Annotated in this window: 13 protein-coding genes; 9 read left to right on the top strand and 4 right to left on the bottom strand. The window is 53.6% G+C overall.

Annotated features, from left to right (window positions below):
- Positions 1 to 10 precede the first annotated feature (10 nt).
- The 4 genes from cas8a1 to L1A08_RS15725 are packed head-to-tail and all read right to left on the bottom strand — an operon-like array spanning position 11 to position 5,761.
- A complete protein-coding gene (gene cas8a1, locus L1A08_RS15740; protein ID WP_238757398.1) occupies positions 11 to 1,696 on the bottom strand; it encodes a type I-MYXAN CRISPR-associated Cas8a1/Cmx1 in 1,686 nt (561 codons plus the stop codon).
- Entirely contained in the window at positions 1,675 to 4,143 is a 2,469-nt protein-coding gene (gene cas3 / locus L1A08_RS15735) for a CRISPR-associated helicase Cas3' (RefSeq protein ID WP_238757397.1), read from the bottom strand. The genes cas8a1 and cas3 overlap by 22 nt, the downstream gene beginning before the upstream one ends.
- A complete protein-coding gene (cas6, locus tag L1A08_RS15730; RefSeq protein WP_238757396.1) occupies positions 4,140 to 4,760 on the bottom strand; it encodes a type I-MYXAN CRISPR-associated protein Cas6/Cmx6 in 621 nt (206 codons plus the stop codon). Before cas6 ends, cas3 begins: the two co-directional genes overlap by 4 nt.
- Positions 4,757 to 5,761: a helix-turn-helix transcriptional regulator gene (locus tag L1A08_RS15725; protein ID WP_238757395.1), complete on the bottom strand. Its 1,005-nt coding sequence runs from the start codon at positions 5,759 to 5,761 to the stop codon at positions 4,757 to 4,759. The genes cas6 and L1A08_RS15725 overlap by 4 nt, the downstream gene beginning before the upstream one ends.
- Positions 5,762 to 6,416: 655 nt before the next feature.
- On the opposite strand from L1A08_RS15725, the gene L1A08_RS15720 reads away from it, so the two are divergent.
- The 9 genes from L1A08_RS15720 to L1A08_RS15690 all read left to right on the top strand — a co-directional run bounded on the left by L1A08_RS15720 (position 6,417) and on the right by L1A08_RS15690 (position 19,400).
- On the top strand, positions 6,417 to 7,322 hold the full coding sequence (locus L1A08_RS15720; RefSeq protein WP_238757394.1) for a glycosyltransferase family 2 protein: 906 nt from the start codon (positions 6,417 to 6,419) through the stop codon (positions 7,320 to 7,322).
- A 95-nt stretch (positions 7,323 to 7,417) separates the two neighbouring features.
- Entirely contained in the window at positions 7,418 to 8,749 is a 1,332-nt protein-coding gene (locus L1A08_RS15715; protein WP_238757393.1) for a hypothetical protein, read from the top strand.
- Between the two features lie 299 nt (positions 8,750 to 9,048).
- On the top strand, positions 9,049 to 12,831 hold the full coding sequence (locus L1A08_RS15710; protein ID WP_238757392.1) for an EF-hand domain-containing protein: 3,783 nt from the start codon (positions 9,049 to 9,051) through the stop codon (positions 12,829 to 12,831).
- Positions 12,832 to 12,948: 117 nt separating this feature from the next.
- Positions 12,949 to 14,025, top strand: a complete 1,077-nt coding sequence (locus L1A08_RS15705; RefSeq protein WP_238757391.1) for a formylglycine-generating enzyme family protein — start codon at positions 12,949 to 12,951, stop codon at positions 14,023 to 14,025.
- Positions 14,026 to 14,056: 31 nt separating this feature from the next.
- The gene (locus tag L1A08_RS15700) at positions 14,057 to 15,040 is read left to right on the top strand and encodes a DUF1559 family PulG-like putative transporter (RefSeq protein WP_238757390.1); all 984 of its coding nucleotides are present in this window, start codon (positions 14,057 to 14,059) and stop codon (positions 15,038 to 15,040) included.
- A gap of 240 nt (positions 15,041 to 15,280) precedes the next feature.
- On the top strand, positions 15,281 to 15,733 hold the full coding sequence (locus L1A08_RS15695) for a hypothetical protein (protein ID WP_238757389.1): 453 nt from the start codon (positions 15,281 to 15,283) through the stop codon (positions 15,731 to 15,733).
- On the top strand, positions 15,723 to 16,955 hold the full coding sequence (gene opgC / locus L1A08_RS23015) for an OpgC domain-containing protein (protein ID WP_390896899.1): 1,233 nt from the start codon (positions 15,723 to 15,725) through the stop codon (positions 16,953 to 16,955). The genes L1A08_RS15695 and opgC overlap by 11 nt, the downstream gene beginning before the upstream one ends.
- 208 nt (positions 16,956 to 17,163) lie before the next feature.
- Entirely contained in the window at positions 17,164 to 17,583 is a 420-nt protein-coding gene (locus L1A08_RS23010) for a DUF1573 domain-containing protein (protein WP_390896898.1), read from the top strand.
- 662 nt (positions 17,584 to 18,245) lie between these two features.
- Positions 18,246 to 19,400, top strand: coding sequence for a hypothetical protein (locus L1A08_RS15690; protein ID WP_238757388.1), 1,155 nt, complete (start codon positions 18,246 to 18,248; stop codon positions 19,398 to 19,400).
- Positions 19,401 to 19,683: the final 283 nt, after the last annotated feature.

The raw sequence follows: 19,683 nt of genomic DNA, 5'->3' as shown, positions 1-19,683 counted from the left end.
CGACAATGAGTCAGTCTTCTTGTGGCTGTCGTTCACTGGAGGCATAAGAGGCCAGAGCCAATAGCCCAAGGTCACGAGCGGTCTTCCAGTACTTGGCATCCGTGACCAGTGGGATGATTTCCTGCCATTGCTGCTGCAGGACTTCATTGCTGCCAGCCCTGCCAAAGAGTTGGCAAATCGCTGCTCGAGTTTGATCGGCGGTTTTCGCACCGACCAGATTTAGGCGAAGCTCTTCCCGAAACCGGTTCCACCGGTTCTTTGTTGCCTGGGACACACCGCTCGCATCCTTGCCGTCTGTGTCAGTCCTAATCTGAGCCATTCGCCAGCGAATCGCTTGATGAATAGCGTTCACCAGAATCCTTTCTGGCTCGTAATCGCAGGAAACGTGTTGGATCATCGCTCGAAGTCCCTCTCTTTCGGTTGCAAGTCGGTAACGGTAAGGATTGCCATTCGCATCTTCATCCCGCATGAGCGTGATGAAATTGGTGTACCACGGCAGGTCGCGGGCCAGATTCTCTGCGGCCAATGCGCGGACAACACTGTCAGACCAGAAGGCGACTTCGATTTCGTGCGATAGCTTTTTCCCCGCAACCTTGCGGCTGACGGCCTCTCGCTTAGTGCGGACTTGGGGAGGCAAGACTGCCAAAGCAATTTCAAACTGCTCCAATCGCCTCTTGTCGTCTTCGCCCGTGGAATCTTTCGGCTGACGCAACGCCTCTCTGCTGTGGTCCATTGTCCAAGTGCGCGATTTCTGCTGACTCGCCCACGGAGTCGGCTTGAATGTGGTCGCTAGGAAGGAGGGCATCGCTTTGCGATGCACGATGCCACGGTTCTTAAGTCGAACCTTGGCCTGCATGACCGCATCAGAATTCTCGGCCACGCGACACTCGGGCACGGTCGTGGGAGTCATCTGCGGGCGGTCCACGATGAATTGGCTGAGGTTTTCGACGTCCGGAACTACGAGGCTTCCCACTCGTCGATTGACGGGCAAACCAATACAGCCAATAAGTGCAAAATATAACGGCAGAATCAATTCGGCCGTGTCTACGATCTTCGTCTCGTTGCTATATTTTTCGTGTCGCACCATCGTCCCAGGGCTCAGCGGGCCGACGACCTTGACAGGCTTAAGCGACAAACAGCCCGTCTTTTCACAGATATCCTTCCAGCCGTCCTGGTGCTTGTACGAGAGGCAACGCTTGTATTCAACCGTGGCGAGAGCCGTTCCGCTTCCCTCTGGATCGTACTGGACGACAGTGGCATTCTTATCGAGCTGACGAACCTTCCCGTGCTGGAGAAAAGTTAGCGTCATCCCCAACTGCAGTTCCGCACGAACGGCCAGGGAAGGTTCCTGCGCATACTGGCCCGGAAGATAGATCAAGCCGTCTTTCAGGTCGAAGGCAATGCGGAACAGTCTCTCAAGGTAAACACGAGCCGCTCCCGGTTGGCCGAAGTTGAGGGTGATTGTTTGTTCGTCAACTTCCCAGGGCGATTGATTGGATGACCAGTCGCCTGGTAGATCGTCGTCATCAAGTATCCCCAAACTCCGAGCCCGATTAATGTAGTCCAGTGTGCAAGCCAATCCACCAAGGCCGGCCCGATGGAGGATCGACATGCCCGGCTCGAACAGATTCATTCTGAGCTGAGCTGGCCCGTGCGTTTTAGGTTTCAGCGTCGTTACGGCTCGTTTCTTCGCCATTGGGCCCCTCTCTTAGCGTCGTAGTCGATAAACTGCCTGGAAACGACAAAGCATCCCCGGATTCGCCTCGCCGTGGGACTAAGCAACTGCTGGCGAACTTTCCCTGAAGGTGCAGGCATTGGAATGGTATAGAAGCCGAGATCTTCGCCCGCACGAATTTTCTCGGCGTCCTCTTCCAAGATGACCGTCACGCCTGGCGTGCTCTCACGTAATTCCAGCACCTGTGTTGTAGGTCCTCCGTCCAGCCACGCGCTCTGAGCAACGGCTGGCCGTCTCTGCGAATGATCCGGCAATTCCTCCCAAGCCTGCGATAGATGGCGCTGAGTGATGCCGCTGGAAGGAAGGCTCTGCAGCCAAAGGTCAGTCAGCCGAAATTCTTCCGGCGTGTACGGCCAGTGAAATGATCCACCGTCGGGACTCGTCGGATTGACCAATACGAAAGGCTTGGTCAAGGAATGCCCATCCGGCCGAGCGCGGCGGTTGAGTCGCCCCAGACGCTGGATTAAAGAGGGGACGGGAGCCTTGTCTGTCACAAGCAGGCTCGCCGAAAGGTCGAGACTCATTTCAGCTACCTGCGTGCAGATCGCAACAACCGGTTCGGTTCCACGAAAAGCCTGAATCACTTCTAGATGCCGTTGAACGCGATCATTATATTTGAATCGGCTATGGTAGATGATTGCAGGAAGGTCTGCCTGGAGAGCCGCCTCAAAGGCAGCGATCGCCCGGTCGACCGTGTTGCATACCCAGAGCACTTTCCCGGTCTCGAGCGAATCGTATTCGGCTGCTAGGTCCGCTCTGATCTGTTCCAGCAGGGAATGTGAATTGAGTTCGCTGTACTCTTCATGCACCCGATGGTATCGATCCAGCGTTTCCAGGTCTTCCGGGCCGTCGATGATTTTCAGCGATTTGCCGTTTCGCTGCAGTACCCGCTCGATGGCTTTCGCCCGCGTGTCGGGCAAACTCGCAGTCATTAACAAAACTTGAGAGCCAGGGACATCTTTCAGAAAACGCAGGAGTGCTCCGAACAATCGATCGTCGTAGGCATGGATTTCGTCGAAGACGAAGGCAGCCTGAGCAAACGCGGGCCAGCCATAGAGTCCCCGTCGATTGTTCTGCATCAGCCCGAGGACCACATCACAAGTCGCCGCAGCGAGCGGCGTCGACCAGGCTGCTAATGACTCGATTCGGATGGCTGTCTCAGTCGCTTCCTCTAATCCCTGCTCACCATCCGTTTCCCGAATTTCTAAGAGGTCGAAATCAATCTCCTGACGGCTGTGAAACAGCCTCGCTTCGAACTTGATTTTCTGGGGACGACCGTCCTGCGGCGGCGTCAGAAAATAGTCGCGAAAACCTTCAGTCGCCGTTCCCGTTGTAGGGTAGCAGAAAAAGAGACGCTTGCCGGAGCACTGACGTCGAGCCCATTCGTAGGCGGCGAGCGTTTTTCCGGTGCCGCAGCCTGCTTTCACGAGGGTGACCTGTGAAATTGATTGTCCGACCTCCTCCTGAAACGGACGAAGCCCTTGATCGAGCGTTTCAGGTGTCAACCACGTTTTCCGATTCTCATTGAGCCGATCGAGAATCACCTGCGTTAAGTCATCGTGAGTGGGGAGAGCCTGAAAGGACTTCGCGATCCATTCGGTTTGCTTCGCATTTCCGCCCACGGTCTGAGGCAACGCCGATCCCGCAATATCCGCTGCAACCAGCGAATTCTTCACCGCGGCAACGAACCGAACATACTCCGATTGTTCGTGTCTCTCGGGCATCCAGACACGGTTGCTGATCTCGTAAAAATCGAGGATGTAAGTCAATGCAGAACGATTACCGATAAGTGGAACCGTCAGATCCCGCTCGTGGACTGTTTTCGGTTCCGGCAGCTGAAATGCTTCCGCCAGCCAGCTCAGGATATGGCGAAACTGGTCGTGTTCCATGAGCAGACGCATCTCCGTCCCCCCGCCTTCCCGAGAAGTTCGCGGTGGAGACGGCCGACCAAACTTCGGATGATGCCCCGATACGGCCCACAAAACTGCCAGAAAATCCTCGTCGCTCTCAACGGCCCCGCGAAGCCAGTTGCCAAGGGAATAGGCGGGCGAATAGAGACCATTCTCTGCCATATCCGGCATTGCCATGAGGACTGTGATCCATTCATGGCGTAGCCCCTGCCACATCCCGTTCCGGTGCGACAGCTCCTGCGGCTGCAACATCCCTTGGAAATGATCATTCGCTTTGCCCAGATCGTGAATGGCGGCTGCTAGCCGTACCGTCTGCTTCAGCCGGGGAAGCCACTTCTCTACGCCCAGACCTAGCATCGCCAGTTGACTGCTACCGGTCGCATCGATGACTGCGACGGCCGCCGCATGAACGTCCTTCAGATGCTGAGCAAGATAAACGGAATCTGTCGCAACAAGCTCAGCGTCGCGGTTCTTGGCAAGCAAGTCGATCGATCTCATTTCGATGTCTCCCTTGAATACGGTACGAACACGCCGGCTCCCATGTGCCGCTTTCCTCCCAGACCGGATTCCTGGACACGGATCGACTCGTCTGCCGTAAGGTGTTCGAGCAGAACTTCGTAGCCCACGATCTCTCGCTGTTTCACGCACAGAGTTCGTTTACGACCGGGAGTCAATTCGACTTCGGCGTCAATCTCCAGGGCATCCAGCTGTTTGCGTGCCGAAGCCGTGAAGACGTCGGGCGTGATACTGCCTCCATCGTGATGAGCAATCTTGATCACAACCAGCCTGCTGCGGAGCGAAGTGACCGGGACCAGCGGGCGAACTTCCGGAACGCCCACCTGAACTAGCGCAGGACCAACCCGCAGAGATTGTCCGGCAAGTTTCAGCAGCGGTGCAATTTGTCCGTCAGGCACCCGAATCGTCAGCCGGCTCCGGTCCGTCAACTTCATCTGGCGGTCCCCGATCTGCGTCCCGGCGATCGGATGAATCGCGAAGCCGTTCTCCCGATGCATTTCCGGCAGCAGGCCGGAGACAGCTGAATAGATGAGGTAGCCGTGATCCGCGGGAAGCGGTTGTTGACTAAAAAGCGAAAATGAAATGTCGAGGTGAGTCATCTGTGTTCCTGCTTTTCATGTTCGTGATAGACAGCCAGGCATCTCTTAAGATCGTGCGTGATCTCCTCCCGCAACTCAGCCGGTTCCAGGACCTCGGCTTTCGGCCCGAAACTGAGAACCCAACTTTTGAGTTCCTGCAGGCTGGCCAGTGCGAAAGTAGCAGTGAGGCTGCCATCGCGGTGAGTCTCAACCGACTGGCTGCGGTGAAATTCGTGTTCCTGGACATATTGCCGGACAGAAGCGTCGAAGCGGATGACAACCCTCCGTGAGGGACCGTCTTCGTGAAAAACGCCGAAAGTATGAGCATGAAACGAGTCGAGGTCGAAATCCGCCGGCCTTTCAAATCTCAGCGACTGCCGTTCGACATCCAGCACTCGGTCGAGTTTGAAGTGGCGGACCTCACGGTGGTGCTGCGAAAAGGCGACCAGATAGATGGAGTCGCGGAAATAAACGAAGCCGTAAGGGTGCACGAAGTAGGAAACGGGTTCGGTCGAGCGGGCTGACTGATAGGAAATACCTGCAATCGTGGAGTCCTCGCACGTCACCATCAGATCGTCGAGGATCTGCTCCTTCTCAGCGTAGTCGCTCGTGCGGGAGCGGACGCTGTGGACGAGACCGCCAATCTTATCGAGATATTCGCACTGCGAGTTTTTCAGCGTCGCCTTGATCTTCTTCATCGCCGAATGGGCTCCGGCCCAGATCAGCGTCCCCACCAGCGGCTCCAGTTGTTGTCTCGCCAGATAGAGCGAGAGAATCTCCGTGTAATCGAATCCGAGTTCGGGAACGTCCTTGGCCTTCTCGCAAGTCCAATACTTGCGGCCGTGAGGGCCATCACGTTCAGCGAGAGGAAATCCGGCTTCTCGCAAGTCGACAAGATCTCGACGGATCGTCTTCAGTCCAGTTTCGAGTTCTTCAGCTAATTCCTTGACCGTTACCCCGAACCGCCGCGCCGCCAGGGTGCGTAGAATCAGCCATTGTCGTTTGAGTTTTGCAGTGGTCATCAGCGTCGTGCCAAAGAGGATTTACGTTCCGACCGCGACTTTAGCACAACTTCATACCTATATCTGTCCAACGTTGCAAATGTTCATTGTGAGGTGTCGTCTTGTGGGACGAAAGGGGGCAAGACGTAGCAAAAAGCAGCTCGACCTTTGTCTGTAGCCCCTGTAACGGCCCAGATTCCCGCAGGCGGTAGCGAGCAATCCCCTCTTAACCTCTTGCCAATAGAGAGGTTGGGGAACTTTGAGTGGAAGTTGAATCAAGTTTAGTTGTATCTACAACGCACCTGCTTTCAACTCAGGAGCGAGATTCGAACTTATTCGAGACCGCAGGCGGGACGGAATACTCCGGAAGCTGCCCCGTTCCATTGGAGACTTCGGCATCCTGTACCAACAGATTCGATCGCGAAGGAGTCTTGTGGACCCTACTTCACTTCCTTCGGGTTCGATCTCAGATTTCGATGTCGCGAGTGGAGGACTGAAATCCCCGCCCTTTCAGCCCCTTCCTACATCGTCAGCCACTCTACGCAGCCCAAGGCTGTTCAGACTTTTGACGATGGAGGCTGCGATTGCTTTCAATTTCTGAGACATTGAATTAGGGTGGTTCCGTTCACTGCGACTAAGATTCAGTTTCCTCTCACTTTGGTTCATAGTCATAACCTTGAAGATTTCCGTTGTCATCCCCGCCTTTAACGAGCAGCGTGCTATCGGACCTCTTCTCGCTCAGCTACGCGAGTTGGTGGCAATCTGTCCGCATGAGATCGACATTATCGTCGTAGACGATGGTTCAACGGATCAAACGGCCGAATTTGCCACGTCGCTTGCGGACCAGGTCATCCGCCGGAAATCCCGGGGAGGTTCCGGCACCGCCCGTATCGATGGCATCCTTGCCTCTCGGGCCGATTACATCGCCATGCTGGATGCCGATGGCTCATACGCTCCAAAGGATCTTCTCAAGCTCTTCGAATTTGTCCCCGAGTTTGATCAGGTTAATGGGGCGCGCTGCTGCGAGTCCGGAACCTGGCCACTTTTGAGGGCGCCTGTAAAGTGGGCCATTCGAAAGCTCGCTGAATGGGTTAGCGGACATACGATCGACGATTTGAATACCGGGATGAAGGTTCTCAACAGAGCAATCGTGTTGAGATATCTCTGGGCACTCTCTCCAGGATTCTCTTGCGTAAGCTCAATGACTTTGGCTTATCTCTGTAACGGCCATTCTGTCAAGTACGTTCCAATCGATTACCACCCCCGTATTGGTACGTCAAAATTTCACCCGATCAGAGACACCGCCCGATATCTCCTGACAGTCGTCCGAGTCATCATGTATTTCAATCCGTTGAGAGTGTTCGGCCCCTTGGCCCTTGCGCTGTTCGTCGCCGGCCACTATCGGATCTTTGCATTCGGTATAAATTCCCCTGCCGGGATCGCGGATGCAGACGTCATCATCATCGTGTCTTCCATCATTATTCTTGCAATAGGCATGCTTGCAGATCTGATCGTCAAGCAGCGGCGATATGTCCGGTTGGATGACAATTCCGCCGCTTCGACGACGGATCGGAGTTTCTGAATAAATCGTCGAGAAATCTCTACCGCACTGAACAGTTCACCGGTAGGATGTACACTTCGATTCCTATCTCTCCAAACTCTTCGAGGTTTGGCACAATGTACGATTTCTTCGCGAAACGCTCAGCGAGAAGTCTGTCGGCCATGTACCGGACAGGCGGCTGTATCATTCACCGAGTTATCCTCGCGGCATTCGTGCTATCGATTCTCCTAAGCGCGGTTGCAGCACGTGCAATTGCGGCAGAGTCTGCTACGAAGCCAGCTGCTGCCGGCGAAAAAACTGAAGAGTCTCAGCGTCAGAAGATCTTCCGGCTGCTCGACAAAGACGACGACGAATTCTTAAATCTTAAAGAATACACGAACGGCACTCTGGGAAAGGCCTTTCAGGCAAAAGAGCTGGAGTTCAAGAGCTTCGATCGCAACGGCGACGAGAAGCTGGACGTCATCGACTTTGAGTTTCGAGGCAAGGAGCCTCCGCCAAAACGGAATGGCCCCCCTCCTCGCGTTGTTTTCGATGCCTTGGATACGACCGGCGACGATCTCATCTCACATACGGAGTTCACGTCGCAAAGACCGAAGGACCAGTGGGCAATTGAGCTTCTCGATGAGTTACTGGGTGATGTGTGCCCACCGAAACTCGCGTTCCGCAATGCTTTCTTTCATCGTTTCGATTCGAATTCGGACGAGCAGTTGGATTGGGAAGAATTTCGCACCCGGGGTAAGGACAAGGTCATGGACAGCATGGCCAGGTTCCTGCAGCACGATGTGAACCGTGATTCGAAGGTTAGTAGCGCGGAATATGCGACGGTCCGCAAATTCCTGTCTCAGGGACGGTGGTCGGTCCCCGAGGAGTTCGAACTATATGACGTCCAACCAGTCGATGGGTTTCTCTCCGCTCAGGAGTTTCAGTTTGCTCCTGCTGCCGCCCCGGATTTGACCACCCGTTTTCACGGCAAAGATCTTGATCACGATCTCTCGCTTTCTTCGGAAGAAATGCTGGTCTTTCTTCCTGAGCGGGCTTGGCTCCACACGTTGAATCAATTCAGTGAGGCGGATAAGGACGCGAGTGGAGGCCTGAGTCTGAGTGAATACCTCGGGTGGAAAGAGGAACAACGACAGCTGATGTTGGCGAAGACAGCCGGAAATCAGCATCAAGCAGAAGGGCAGCCCCTCGATCGCGTCTCCCAGTGGATCTTGTTCGCGGATGGGATTGGGATGCTCTGTATTGCCGGATTCTTTTCCCACCGAGCCTGGAGGCGTCGCAAGTGCGCAGTAAGGAATCCGATGGAGGCGACCGTGTTGGACGAGGAATCGAATGACTCAGAGTCCGCGAATGCCAAAGGTTCCGAAGCATCAATGCCTGCCCGAGCTCAGCCAACTGAAGGACCTGCGGAAATCAACGCGCAGATCGATGATTTTGTGGTGCAGTAGTGTAGTCGCAGCAGAATCGATTCTCGAAATTAATACCAGTCAAGGTTACAAGTGTGTCAGTACTAATGTTCTTCGACGCGGCAAATGTCATATGCAAGATTCCAAGTCCGAGAATGCCGCAAAGATCGTCAACTCTTTCGGGGTTGTTGTTCTTCGTTGTACTGACGAGTGGATTTCACGAGGGAACAGCGGATGACACGACGCATCAGGCCAACGCCACGAAGTGTCGGATTGGATTCGAAGCTCTTGACCAGGATGAAAATGGCGGCCTGACCCTTGCAGAGTTCCGGAATCGTTCAGTGGGGATTCAAAACGGGGACGCCGATTCGCTAAAGCTGTGGCAGACGTCCTGCGATCGCGTCTTCCGTGAACTCGACACCGACCAGAATGGCGTGTTGACTCGAGCTGAATGCGAGAGGGTCTCTGCTGATAAGTGGTTGAATGTGCCGGGAGCCAGACCCCTCGCCGATGAGGCGACCGAGCAGCGAATCCGGATGAACAAAGTCCTGGTCGCTCGAGATAAGGATCACGATGGCAGAATCTCTCTCGCCGAATATCTCCTGTCTCACACGGCTTCCAAAGATGGCAAATCCTTCTTTGCTCGGCTCGACAAGGACCAGGACGCTTACCTGACGCCATCCGAATTTTTTCAGTCTCCAGAAGCTGGTCCCCCTGCGAGCGTCCTCTTTACGTTTTTCGATGTTGATCAAGACAGTTTTTTGACGACTCAGGAACTGCAAACGTCCGACAATGCACATGAATCACTAGTCATGGCCGCCATCTTTGCGGCGGCTGATGCAGATTCAGATGGTCATCTCAGCGGCAAGGAGTTCGAGGGTTCACTGCTCTCTCAGCGAGCCGTTCCTCCGTTCGCCAGTGTGAGTGACATCAACCGTGACGGTCAGATCGAACAACGGGAGTTCACTGCGCAGATTTATGGGCACGTGGCTGAACAGCGACTTGAACTTTTCAAGGAGCTGGACAAGAACAACAACAACGCTCTCTCGCAGGACGAATTTCCCTTTATCGAGCGACTGCACATCATTCACGGTTCTCTCGAACGCCAACCGCAATTCGACGCGGAGTTTCGCCAGCTCGAGCAGAACCAAGATGGCTCACTCTCTCTGGATGAGTTCCGCGGTAGAAGCCTTCCTGCCGACGAAGCTCGCCGACGAGAAGTCAGTGACTTCCCAGAGTTTGTAGACGGTTGGTTCGCTTTTCTTGACCTCGATGCTTCCGACTCACTCAGTTTCGACGAGTTCAGGCTCAATCAGACGGCTCAGTTCCGCAGGTACGACAAGTCAGCAGACAAGTTGATCGACCTCGAAGAACTTCTGTCTTCTGTCGCGGAGAGTAACCACGATTCTGCCACTGCTGCGTTTCGCTGGTTCGACCACAACGACGACAGCAAGTGGAGTCCGGAAGAGTTTGAGCGTTCCACATTCGCTGCTCCGGCACGCGATCGACTATTCGAAGGATTCGATCGAAACGCGGACCAGCAACTAAGCCATCAGGAGTACTTTGCCTTCTATGAAGGTCTGGAGCTCAAGCAGGCGATTTATAATTTCGAGCGTCTGGACCTTGATCTGAGCAACACGATTTCCCTGGATGAGTTTCGCAACACTGTAGCGCTGGGGCCTCTGCCGGCGGAGATTTTTCAAGCTTACGATACTGACAACAGCGGCAGCGTCGAGGCGGAAGAATATCTCAGCAAGTTTGCAGAGCCTGCTCACCGATACCGAAGGAGTCAGTTTGATCACTTCGACAGGTCACCTCGGGACGGGAAGCTGGCCTTCGAGGAATTTCAAAGTCTTGAAGTCGCTCGTCCGTCGCCGAGGCAGGCTTTCCAGGGACTCGATACGGATTCAGACGACACGTTGAGTCGTGATGAGTTTCTCGGCCCTCATATCGATCGCTTCCGAACGGCGGCGGAAATCTCATTTCGCTTCTTCGACTCCGATCAAGACCAATCTTTGTCCATTCATGAATATGCCGCGACTCCGGAAGCTCGCACATTTCTACCGAGTCTCGTGCATGCGTTCGTGGACCCGAATGACGACGACCGAACTGAATGGGAGGAAGTTGCCAGCTTCCCATCAGTTCAGAACCACATTGTGATGCTCAGGCATTACTTCAACGTGTTCGACACCAATCAGGATCAGACGTTAACCCTCGAAGAGTTTCCACTTCACATTCACGTTCCAGTGGGCGGAGCGAACCTGAGTCCCATCGTCAGCAAATTTCTCAAATTGGACACCGATGGATCGGGGTGGTTAAGTGTCGAGGAATTTCGACATCGGGAACCATGGAAGCTGCCCGGTGCCGAGGATCGACTGAAAGAATGGCAAGAGGAAGCGGAGAGCGTTTTCGCGACAAGGGATGAGAATCAGGATGGCTGCCTGACATGGCGAGAGTTCAACCCTGGCTCTCAAATCCTCTCTCCGTGGGTTACTGCATACGGAGAGAAGATCGAGCTGCCCGAACCCGCCTATTTCGTCCGGCACGTTTATTTTTATGCTCAGGATAAAAATGCCGATTACTTTCTGACAGCGCAAGAGTTGGTCAATGGTGTCGGTGTCGAGGCACTCAGACGAGAGATACTGGAGTCGGAGTTTCCTCTCGCGGACCTCAATCGCGACGAAAAGATTTCACGAGAGGAGTTTGAGATTACTCGTCTGGCTCGCGTCCACGTGATTGGTGAATTCAAACGACGAGACCAGGATCAAAGCGGCTCGCTCGATGAGTCAGAATTTGCACTGTTCATGCCTCCGCAGCATTCTTTCCTGATTTCAACTTTGTTCCGTCGGTTTGACGAAGATCGCAGTCGGAGCATGGATGAGGGGGAATTCGCGATCACGCCAGTCGGCAAAGGCATGATTGGACACGTCTTCAATCTTGTGGATTGGGATAAGGATGGAGCAGTTAGTCTGGAAGAGTTCATCGGCGAACAAAAGGGCGATGTCGCTGAGGAATTGAAGGAGCTTTTCATTTACCTCGACACGAACGCCGACAATACGCTGGACTACGGCGAATACCCGATTTTCAAGCAATCACTTCCGCCCGGCTCTCCTCATCTCTTTGAAGAGCACGATGCCAATCGCGATGGACAACTCACCTTTGCGGAGTTCTGGAATCCATCACTGCGAGGTTCCATTCGAAAGCCGGAAGTCTCTCTCAAACAAGCCATGGCCGAAGGCCACAAGGAATTTCAGCAGCTCGACGTCGACCACAGCAACTCCCTCACACTTGCCGAGTTTCAGCAGCAGTCTCTGCAGAAAGGGGGACGGGTGAGTGCGACCGTTGGGCCTGTCGCTCAAGGGGGAGTTCCTGCCGCATTTCTCCGTCCGGGTTACCAGCCGCGACCAGAGACCGCTGAGGAGGTCCTCAGTCGGCTGGATGAAAATGAGGACGAGCTTCTCTCGCGAGAAGAGTACGGTTCCTACTTCAAGACACGCCTGCCCGCAGAAATTGATAGGGAATTCGCTCGGTTTGATCTTGATGGCAATGAACGTCTTACACTTGCAGAGTTCCAGCGCTCTCCCCCGTCCAATCCGCCGCCTGAGACGATGTTTGAGGTACGCGACAAAGATCAGGACAAACAACTCACTCTCGAAGAGTTCGTGGACCAGTTCGATCGGGAGCCAACTGCGCGAGAACGACGAATCTTTGAGCGGTTCGACGCCGATAAGAACGGCTCGCTGGCATTAAGCGAGTTTCGAGCCACCGGGATCGCGAAGCCTGACAGCCAGATAATTGTCGAAACGCGAGATCTTGACGGAGATCGACGGCTCACTCTTCAGGAGTATCGCGAAGATGTGGGAGCGGCTCCGTTACCTCACGAAGAAGCGCTGTTCAAGACGATGGACGTGAACGCCGATGGGTATGTCGCCCTTGAAGAGTTTCAGTCATTTGAGCCAACCCGTGAGACGGCCGTTCTGGCATCGGCGGATGTGCAGGATCTTCCAGAACTCAGTCCCAAATCTCTCGATGCCGGCCCCTCCTCAAGCTGGCTGTGGATTGGAGGCATTTGCGCCGGGGTTCTGGCCGTTGGTTTGATCGTCCAGTTCGGGCGCCGTCGATAATACTTCACACCAGTTCCAGTACATTCCGATACCGCAATGACTCAAGAAATCACGAATCTGGTGTCGCGATCAGCGCGTGAGCCGGTTCCAACTACCCAACGGCTACGATCAGCGGCGGTGAAGTTTGCCTTCATCGCCGGCGTGTTCGGAACGATCAACGCCTTCGGGTACTACTGGACTGCGAAGGTCGAGTCTGAAGCAGCAATGCCTGCTCAAGCGATTGCACCCTTTGAACGCGAGGAAGCCAGCGAACATCAACAACGGTGGGCGAATCATCTTGAAATTCCGTTCGTGCATCAGAACTCTCTTGGGATGCAGATGACGGTCATCCCGTCGGGAACCTTTACGATGGGGGCACGGGAAGAAGAGTTCACCTCGAAGGATCGCGAACGCCCTCGGCACTCCGTAACGCTCACACAACCATTTCTGATGGCCGCTCATGAAACGACATTAGGTCAGTTTCGTCAGTTCGTGGCGGAAGCCAACTATAGACTGGACCCTACTCGCGTGGAGGTGAAGACAATCGAAGCCGAAGCCCGGAGGGGCGAATGGATCGAGAACCCGGAAGTCCCCTGGGAGCAGCCGGGGTTTCTTCAGGACGACACTCACCCCGTTGTCAACGTGAGCTGGATAGATGCCATGGCCTTTTGCGAATGGCTCAGCAATCGCGAAAACAGGCGATATCGACTCCCAACGGAAGCTGAATGGGAGTTTGCTTGCCGTGCCGGCACCGACTCGATGTTCTACACTGGCGAAGGACTCTGGTCCTTCAAGCCCATGGACAATCACGCCGACCAATCCTTGCACCCCGACATGGTCGGGCACGCTCCCGATGCTTCCCCCTGGAATGATGGTTTCCCGAACACGGCTCCCGTCGGTTCTTTTCCTCCAAACCCGTTTGGGATCTGTGATATGCACGGCAACATCCGGGAATGGTGTTTCGACTGGTTCTCCGAAAAGACATATACGGCCGAACCTCGAATTGATCCCGTCGGTCCTCCTTCCGGAAACCAGCGGTCCTTGCGCGGAGGAAACTGGGGAAGCAATGAGTACTACTGTCGCTCCGGCAAACGCATGGGTCGCAGTCCCTTTGCACGCAACATTCGTGATGGTTTTCGCGTGATGTGTGAGATTGTTCCCAACGAGGCCATCGGCCCGGGGGCATCGCATCAGACGGTAAGCGCAACGGACTAAATTACGGTCTTCCTCAGAGACAAAGTCAGACATGCGAAGAGTTCACAATCAATTTCGATACTTCTACAAGAGTGGATTCACACTCGTGGAGTTACTGACGACGATCGGCATCGTTTCGATTCTGATCGCCCTCTTGCTTCCAGCCGTGCAGCAGGCTCGAGAATCTGCTCGTCGGACGCAGTGTGGCAGTCAACTCCGGCAAATCGGGATCGCTCTTCACAATTACCATAGTGCCCACAACGTCTTCCCGCCTGGAGGAGTGGCACTGGACCATGAAGTTCCAATCGTGGTCTGCTTGAGCAGTGAATCCTACGGCGCGATCGACGTCTGGGCGGATGCCGCTGCCGGGCCTGGTTCGCAGGGAAGCAGTTGGATGCTGCAGATCCTCCCCTATATCGAAAGAAGCGATCTCTACGACCGTTGGGATTACACAACCAGCGTCATCGGCAACCGAGCAGTCGCCGAAACGGATATCCCTTTCTTCTATTGCCCCAGCCGTCGTAGCGGATTGCGGCCACAGGATCTCCCGATCATGTTCGAAATGTGGGAGAAGGGCGGCACGGACTATGGAGGATGCCTCGGCGGGTGTAACGGCTACCACAATTGCGGTTCCAAGGAAACATGGCAGGTGTCTGACGGCCGACGCGGTGGCGGCCCCTGTAAGGGAGTCTTCGGGGTCAACCGGGCGACGGGCTTCCAGCACATCACCGATGGCACCTCGAACACAATCATGCTGGGAGAACTTCAGCGTTTCGACGAAGGCCCGGAGCAACTCAGCAGCCGTGACGGCTGGGCCGTGGGTGCAGCTTCGACACACTTCTCAACTTGTAGTGACCAGTGCAAGGGCCCCAACAGCGCCCATTTCGAAGAACCCGGCAGCGAACACCCCGGCGGTTGCCAAGTCGCAATGGCCGATGGCTCCGTCCGCTTTATCAGCAATCAGACCAGCGTCAAGCTTCTCGAATATCTGGGAAGCATCGCCGGCGAAAACGAACCTGTCTTTTCATTGCCATAATCGACGATCATGATGCTTCACTTCAACAACTCATGGCAGACGACGGGGTGCCTGATCACTCTATGGCTATTTTGCGTCCTCGTCGGTTGTACAAAGGAAAACCACCCTGTTCCGACTCGCGAAGCAGCCGTTCGCACGCTCAAGAACAAAGGCACGCTCTTTATTCGCAGCGGGGCAACCGGCCAGACAGTCCGACAGCTGAAAGACCTCCCGCAAACAGGCTACGGCGTCTTCGGGATCATGCTGAATGGGCAGACTTCCTTCAACGACAACGATCTGGCAGTCTTCAAACACCTGATCAGCCTCCACACTCTTCAGCTCAAAGGAACGGCGATCACGGATGAATCCCGCGACGTATATCTCACATTGCCCCGGCTCCAAATGCTGGATTTGAGCAACACCTCCATCACGGATCGCACACTTTCAAAACTTGCAGGACTGAAAGACGTCAAAGAACTCCTTCTGGCAAATACATCGATCACAGACGAAGGAATGGAACACCTCGCCGAGATGTTCAGCCTCCAGAAACTGGATCTTTCGGGCACGGCAGTAACACCAGAGGCTCTGAACCGATTGACCGGGCTCTACAACCTTCTAGAGATCCGAATGATAGGCGCTGAAGCGACAAGAATTCCGCACGAAGCACTGCGGTGTTCAAATCCATTATGCCGAGTGGTCACCGATGCCGAATAATCCTGACGTCACCGCCGCAGCGTCAAAGATGACGCTATTTTTTTATAAACCCCCAATAGTTCCTTGCATTCCGGAAACAATTCTCCGAAACAATGCATCTGACCATCCGATACCACCATCGGGGAGGTTGGTATCCGTCGATTTCTTCCGCGGACTGGCTTTGATCATCGTTATGCTTGACCATATAGACTGGCTGGTAGACGATACAAACATTTTCCTATCATGCACTCCAATTGCTTGGGGCTACTCGGATGTCTCGGAAGTCTTTATCAGTCTATCCGGCTACACCTTTGGATACATCTACTCTACCCGCTTGATTCGAGAACCTTTCCACTGTTCGCTAGCACGTGTCCTGCGTCGCTCCCTGCAAATCTACGCGACCTATGTACTCCTTTCCGCCTGTATCATTACCGTTCACAGACTGACTAACAACACACTAATCCATCTCGCTGCACGCATTTCACCTAACGTCTCAACCATGAGTCTCGCATACTCGTCATTGACGTTGCAATTCCAGCCGTTCTGCCTACAGATCCTAGCGGTGTATTGCATTATATTGCCACCGATGCTCGGACTTCTTAGAATAATGTTGCACAGACCCGGGCGTGCACTCTGTGCATCCGCGATTATTTATGTTATCCCGCCACTTCATCCCGGGTTCAATCTTCCTACAATACATGACCATGATGGATGGTTCTTTAACCCCTTCGCTTGGCAATTTCTGTTTGCCGTTTCGATGTGGTTCGGAGCGGCGCGCCGTATCAAACCGCCGCCACCTTGCCTCAATCGACAACTAACAGCTCCAATCGCCTTAGCTTGCGTCGCTATAATAGCCTATCTTCAGCTTACTGACAGGACTTTTCCACTTCGGATATTATCGCACCACCTCCCAGTACAGTCTTGGCTGGATAGTAAGACTCACGCTGGACCACTCCGCTTATTCCATCTATGCCTCCTCGTTCATGCTACGCACTGTGTGTCCAAAGCTATCTGCCACCACTACAGTACATCCTTAAGCAGTGTCACACTTCCGTTTAGAACAATCGGACGAACGCCACTTCGTGCGTACGCCTTCGGCACTGCTTTAACCTACATAGCGTATTTTTTAACTGCGTCCTCAACGCTTGGCACTGCAGGAATGTTGATCCTTGGTCTGGACGCCTCACTGCTCCTACTACTTTTTTGCGGCCTTACCGTCCGAAAGAAAAATGACGTTATATAACACACCACAGATGACCTTGTATACCCGGAAGGGGTGCCGCCTTTCCCGACCATCTCTTGCAAGCTTACCAGCGAAGGAATTCGCGGCACGGCGATAACAGAACTCCATCCCCTTCAGTGCCCCACCAGTTGACAAATGACCCACTTCCGCCCATACTCTATATCGTTTTCTATTGTCGCATCGCGAAACACGCTAGGCGGGCATAGTTATGGTTACTCGTGCTTCAATCGTTGCATCTACGTTAATCCTGTCCGGGGCAACATTTCTTGCAATCGGAGTTGCTACGCATTCGATGCCCCCCATGCTTACCGCCATACCTGACAAGATCGACGGGGGCGACATCACTGACACTGGCGCATTGGTATCATTCACCCTAGTTAACAACAGCGATGAAGTTGTATTGGTCCAGTGCGATTGTACCCAGGTTGATCTTGATCGAGCCCACATCCCACCACACTCGACCAAGAATGTTTCCCTCCAATGGAACCCAAATGGCGAGCCAGGGCCAGTCGATACGACAATCAACATTCATTACTATGCCGAACGAAACCCTCGAACTTCCAAAGTGCTTATACTACAGATTTTCGGCACAATCCGCCCCTCAGACCGTCCGTCGCCACCGTCATAATGGCATCCCTAACTGGGGCTTCTGCCAAACGGCTCTTGTTGGCGATTATTCACTCTTGCACTATGCCTAACACTATTGCCCATCGTTATGAAAGGTATCTTCTCATGGCCCATCGCCTCTTCTCTGTTGCATGCCTGCTGGCCACGCTCGCAGCCTTAAATGCAGGAACCATTCTCGTTGGTTGTCCAAACACTGTCCCCAAGCGCTCCACGTGCACACGTTTAGCATGCGGCGATATTGGAGATTCGTCACTCTGCGGAACGAAGAGCGAGCGAACTAATTTGCAGCAGAACCTTTTTGGCTCAGAGTTTCAGAACGGATCCCGGACTGAGGCTAAGCAGCACCCTGTCTCAGTCGCAAATTGCGCGACCGTATATGCATGCATGTGGACAGGCCCGTCGGAAGGCGGCAATTGCCAACGGGTTCCTGGGGCCCAGCCTGTTGTTTCAAAAGAACCGATTATGGCTGCGGAGCAGTGCCTTTACTAGACCCTTGGCAACTGTAGTTCACTGAAGTGAAGGTGCCGCTTTTCCGCTCAGTAGACAATCAAGTATTCACAAGAGTGGAAGCCGACTGCAGTGCTTACTGCGCGGCACTAGGCTTTCGCGCCTAAAATGTGATCCCACGTATTCCCCACCTGAACATAGTTATGAGTGCGCCGCATGGCTAAAGTCAACATCACGGTAAAGCTAATTATCACGTGTCACCTTGCGCTAACCTCAGCGATCTCTGCGATGGATAATCTAAACGTCAACAATGACATTCACCCCGGCCCCACTGACGAAATAGACAGGCTAGAAACCGCCGTTCTATTGAATCGGCAGAAGATTAACTCGAGCGTTGTCCGATACTCTTCGTCTGGGTATATACATAAACTCTCATCCCCAATGGTACCCACCGAGTCGACGGTATACTTTGATGGCGACTATTTTCGCTTTGACAAAGTTGACCTAGCAATAACTGAGAAATTAAAATCCGAAGAAGCGGAACCACACGTTGGGGCAGACTATATAGTTTATTCTCCCGACGCTTCCGTGACCTGGTCAAGCATACCGGCGGTCGAGTATACAGTAGTCGTTTCCGTGTCCCCTCCTCAGGAGTTTTTCACATCGGATAATCACTATATTGATCTGCGGAAAGTAGGAATGAATGGCTTTGGTATTTACGACGATGACCGGGCCTTTTTTATCGATTCCACCATACGTGGAGAAGGACGAAGTGACTTCACTTTGACGCGGGACGAGATTAATGGGTATCCTGTTCAAGTCCTGTCATTTACACAAAGTGGTCAAAATAACTCACTCGAGTTGAAGGACACCCCAAAGCGAATCAGCGTTTACATTGACGAAAATCGTGGACCGTCAGTTGTGAGAGTTGAGCGTTCCACCGACTATGGAAACGGGTGGATCTCGAAAGTGGTGTCGAACACTGAGGTAACTCTATTAGATGGAACCGACATTTGGGTTCCGAAAAAGCACTCTGTCATGAGCTACGATAATGGACAGTTGCAGAGTGAGTCGCACTGCGACATTGAGATCCTGTCACTGAACGAGCCGATTGATCCGGAGATGTTTTCACTAAATGCCTTAGGCATTCCGATAGGAACTCCAGTGTCTCTATTGAAGGATGATGTCGATCCTCGAGACCGGTACGAGTGGGATGGCTCGACCATTGCAAAAGTTCCTTTTTATCGAAGGGCTAGTGACCTTACCTCAAGTTCGAATCCCGGGTTACCCTATCTACTACTCGGAGTCAACGTTATGGCGCTAGGTGTTATTTTGCTCTTTTGGCAATGGAGAAAGCGACGTAAGGCTTAAGTGATATACCGTGTCGCCGAGGATGGACTAACCCCTGCCTTGGAAGTGACGGTTGAGCAAAGCAAGATGCGGTGGGCAAATGAACCCAGTTTGCAATTACACGAGAACACCGAGCAACTATTCACCTTTCCAGATGGCCTCCAGGAAATTGTCCCCCTATTTACAACGGATATTCAGCCAACAGCAATCGCTCTGCCCAGGAAATTTCTGTTCACGTAGAGAGCCAAGGTTGTGTTAGGCTCTGTCCCTAAACTGCTCTTTTCTGTTTGGAGAAGAACGGCGA

It is taken from the genome of Rubinisphaera margarita (assembly GCF_022267515.1).
GTDB classification, from domain to species: domain Bacteria; phylum Planctomycetota; class Planctomycetia; order Planctomycetales; family Planctomycetaceae; genus Rubinisphaera; species Rubinisphaera margarita.
The sequence above is the reverse complement of the archived record's forward strand: the minus strand, read 5'-3'. Positions and strand labels throughout refer to the sequence as shown.

Coding starts and splice junctions, on each gene's coding strand:
- L1A08_RS15690 (WP_238757388.1), top strand. CDS start 18,246: ATGGCTAAAGTCAACATCACGGTAAAGCTAATTATCACGTGTCACCTT.
- L1A08_RS23010 (WP_390896898.1), top strand. CDS start 17,164: ATGGTTACTCGTGCTTCAATCGTTGCATCTACGTTAATCCTGTCCGGG.
- cas8a1 (WP_238757398.1), bottom strand. CDS start 1,696: ATGGCGAAGAAACGAGCCGTAACGACGCTGAAACCTAAAACGCACGGG.
- L1A08_RS15725 (WP_238757395.1), bottom strand. CDS start 5,761: ATGACCACTGCAAAACTCAAACGACAATGGCTGATTCTACGCACCCTG.
- L1A08_RS15715 (WP_238757393.1), top strand. CDS start 7,418: ATGTACGATTTCTTCGCGAAACGCTCAGCGAGAAGTCTGTCGGCCATG.
- opgC (WP_390896899.1), top strand. CDS start 15,723: ATGCCGAATAATCCTGACGTCACCGCCGCAGCGTCAAAGATGACGCTA.
- cas6 (WP_238757396.1), bottom strand. CDS start 4,760: ATGACTCACCTCGACATTTCATTTTCGCTTTTTAGTCAACAACCGCTT.
- cas3 (WP_238757397.1), bottom strand. CDS start 4,143: ATGAGATCGATCGACTTGCTTGCCAAGAACCGCGACGCTGAGCTTGTT.
- L1A08_RS15695 (WP_238757389.1), top strand. CDS start 15,281: ATGCTGAATGGGCAGACTTCCTTCAACGACAACGATCTGGCAGTCTTC.
- L1A08_RS15700 (WP_238757390.1), top strand. CDS start 14,057: ATGCGAAGAGTTCACAATCAATTTCGATACTTCTACAAGAGTGGATTC.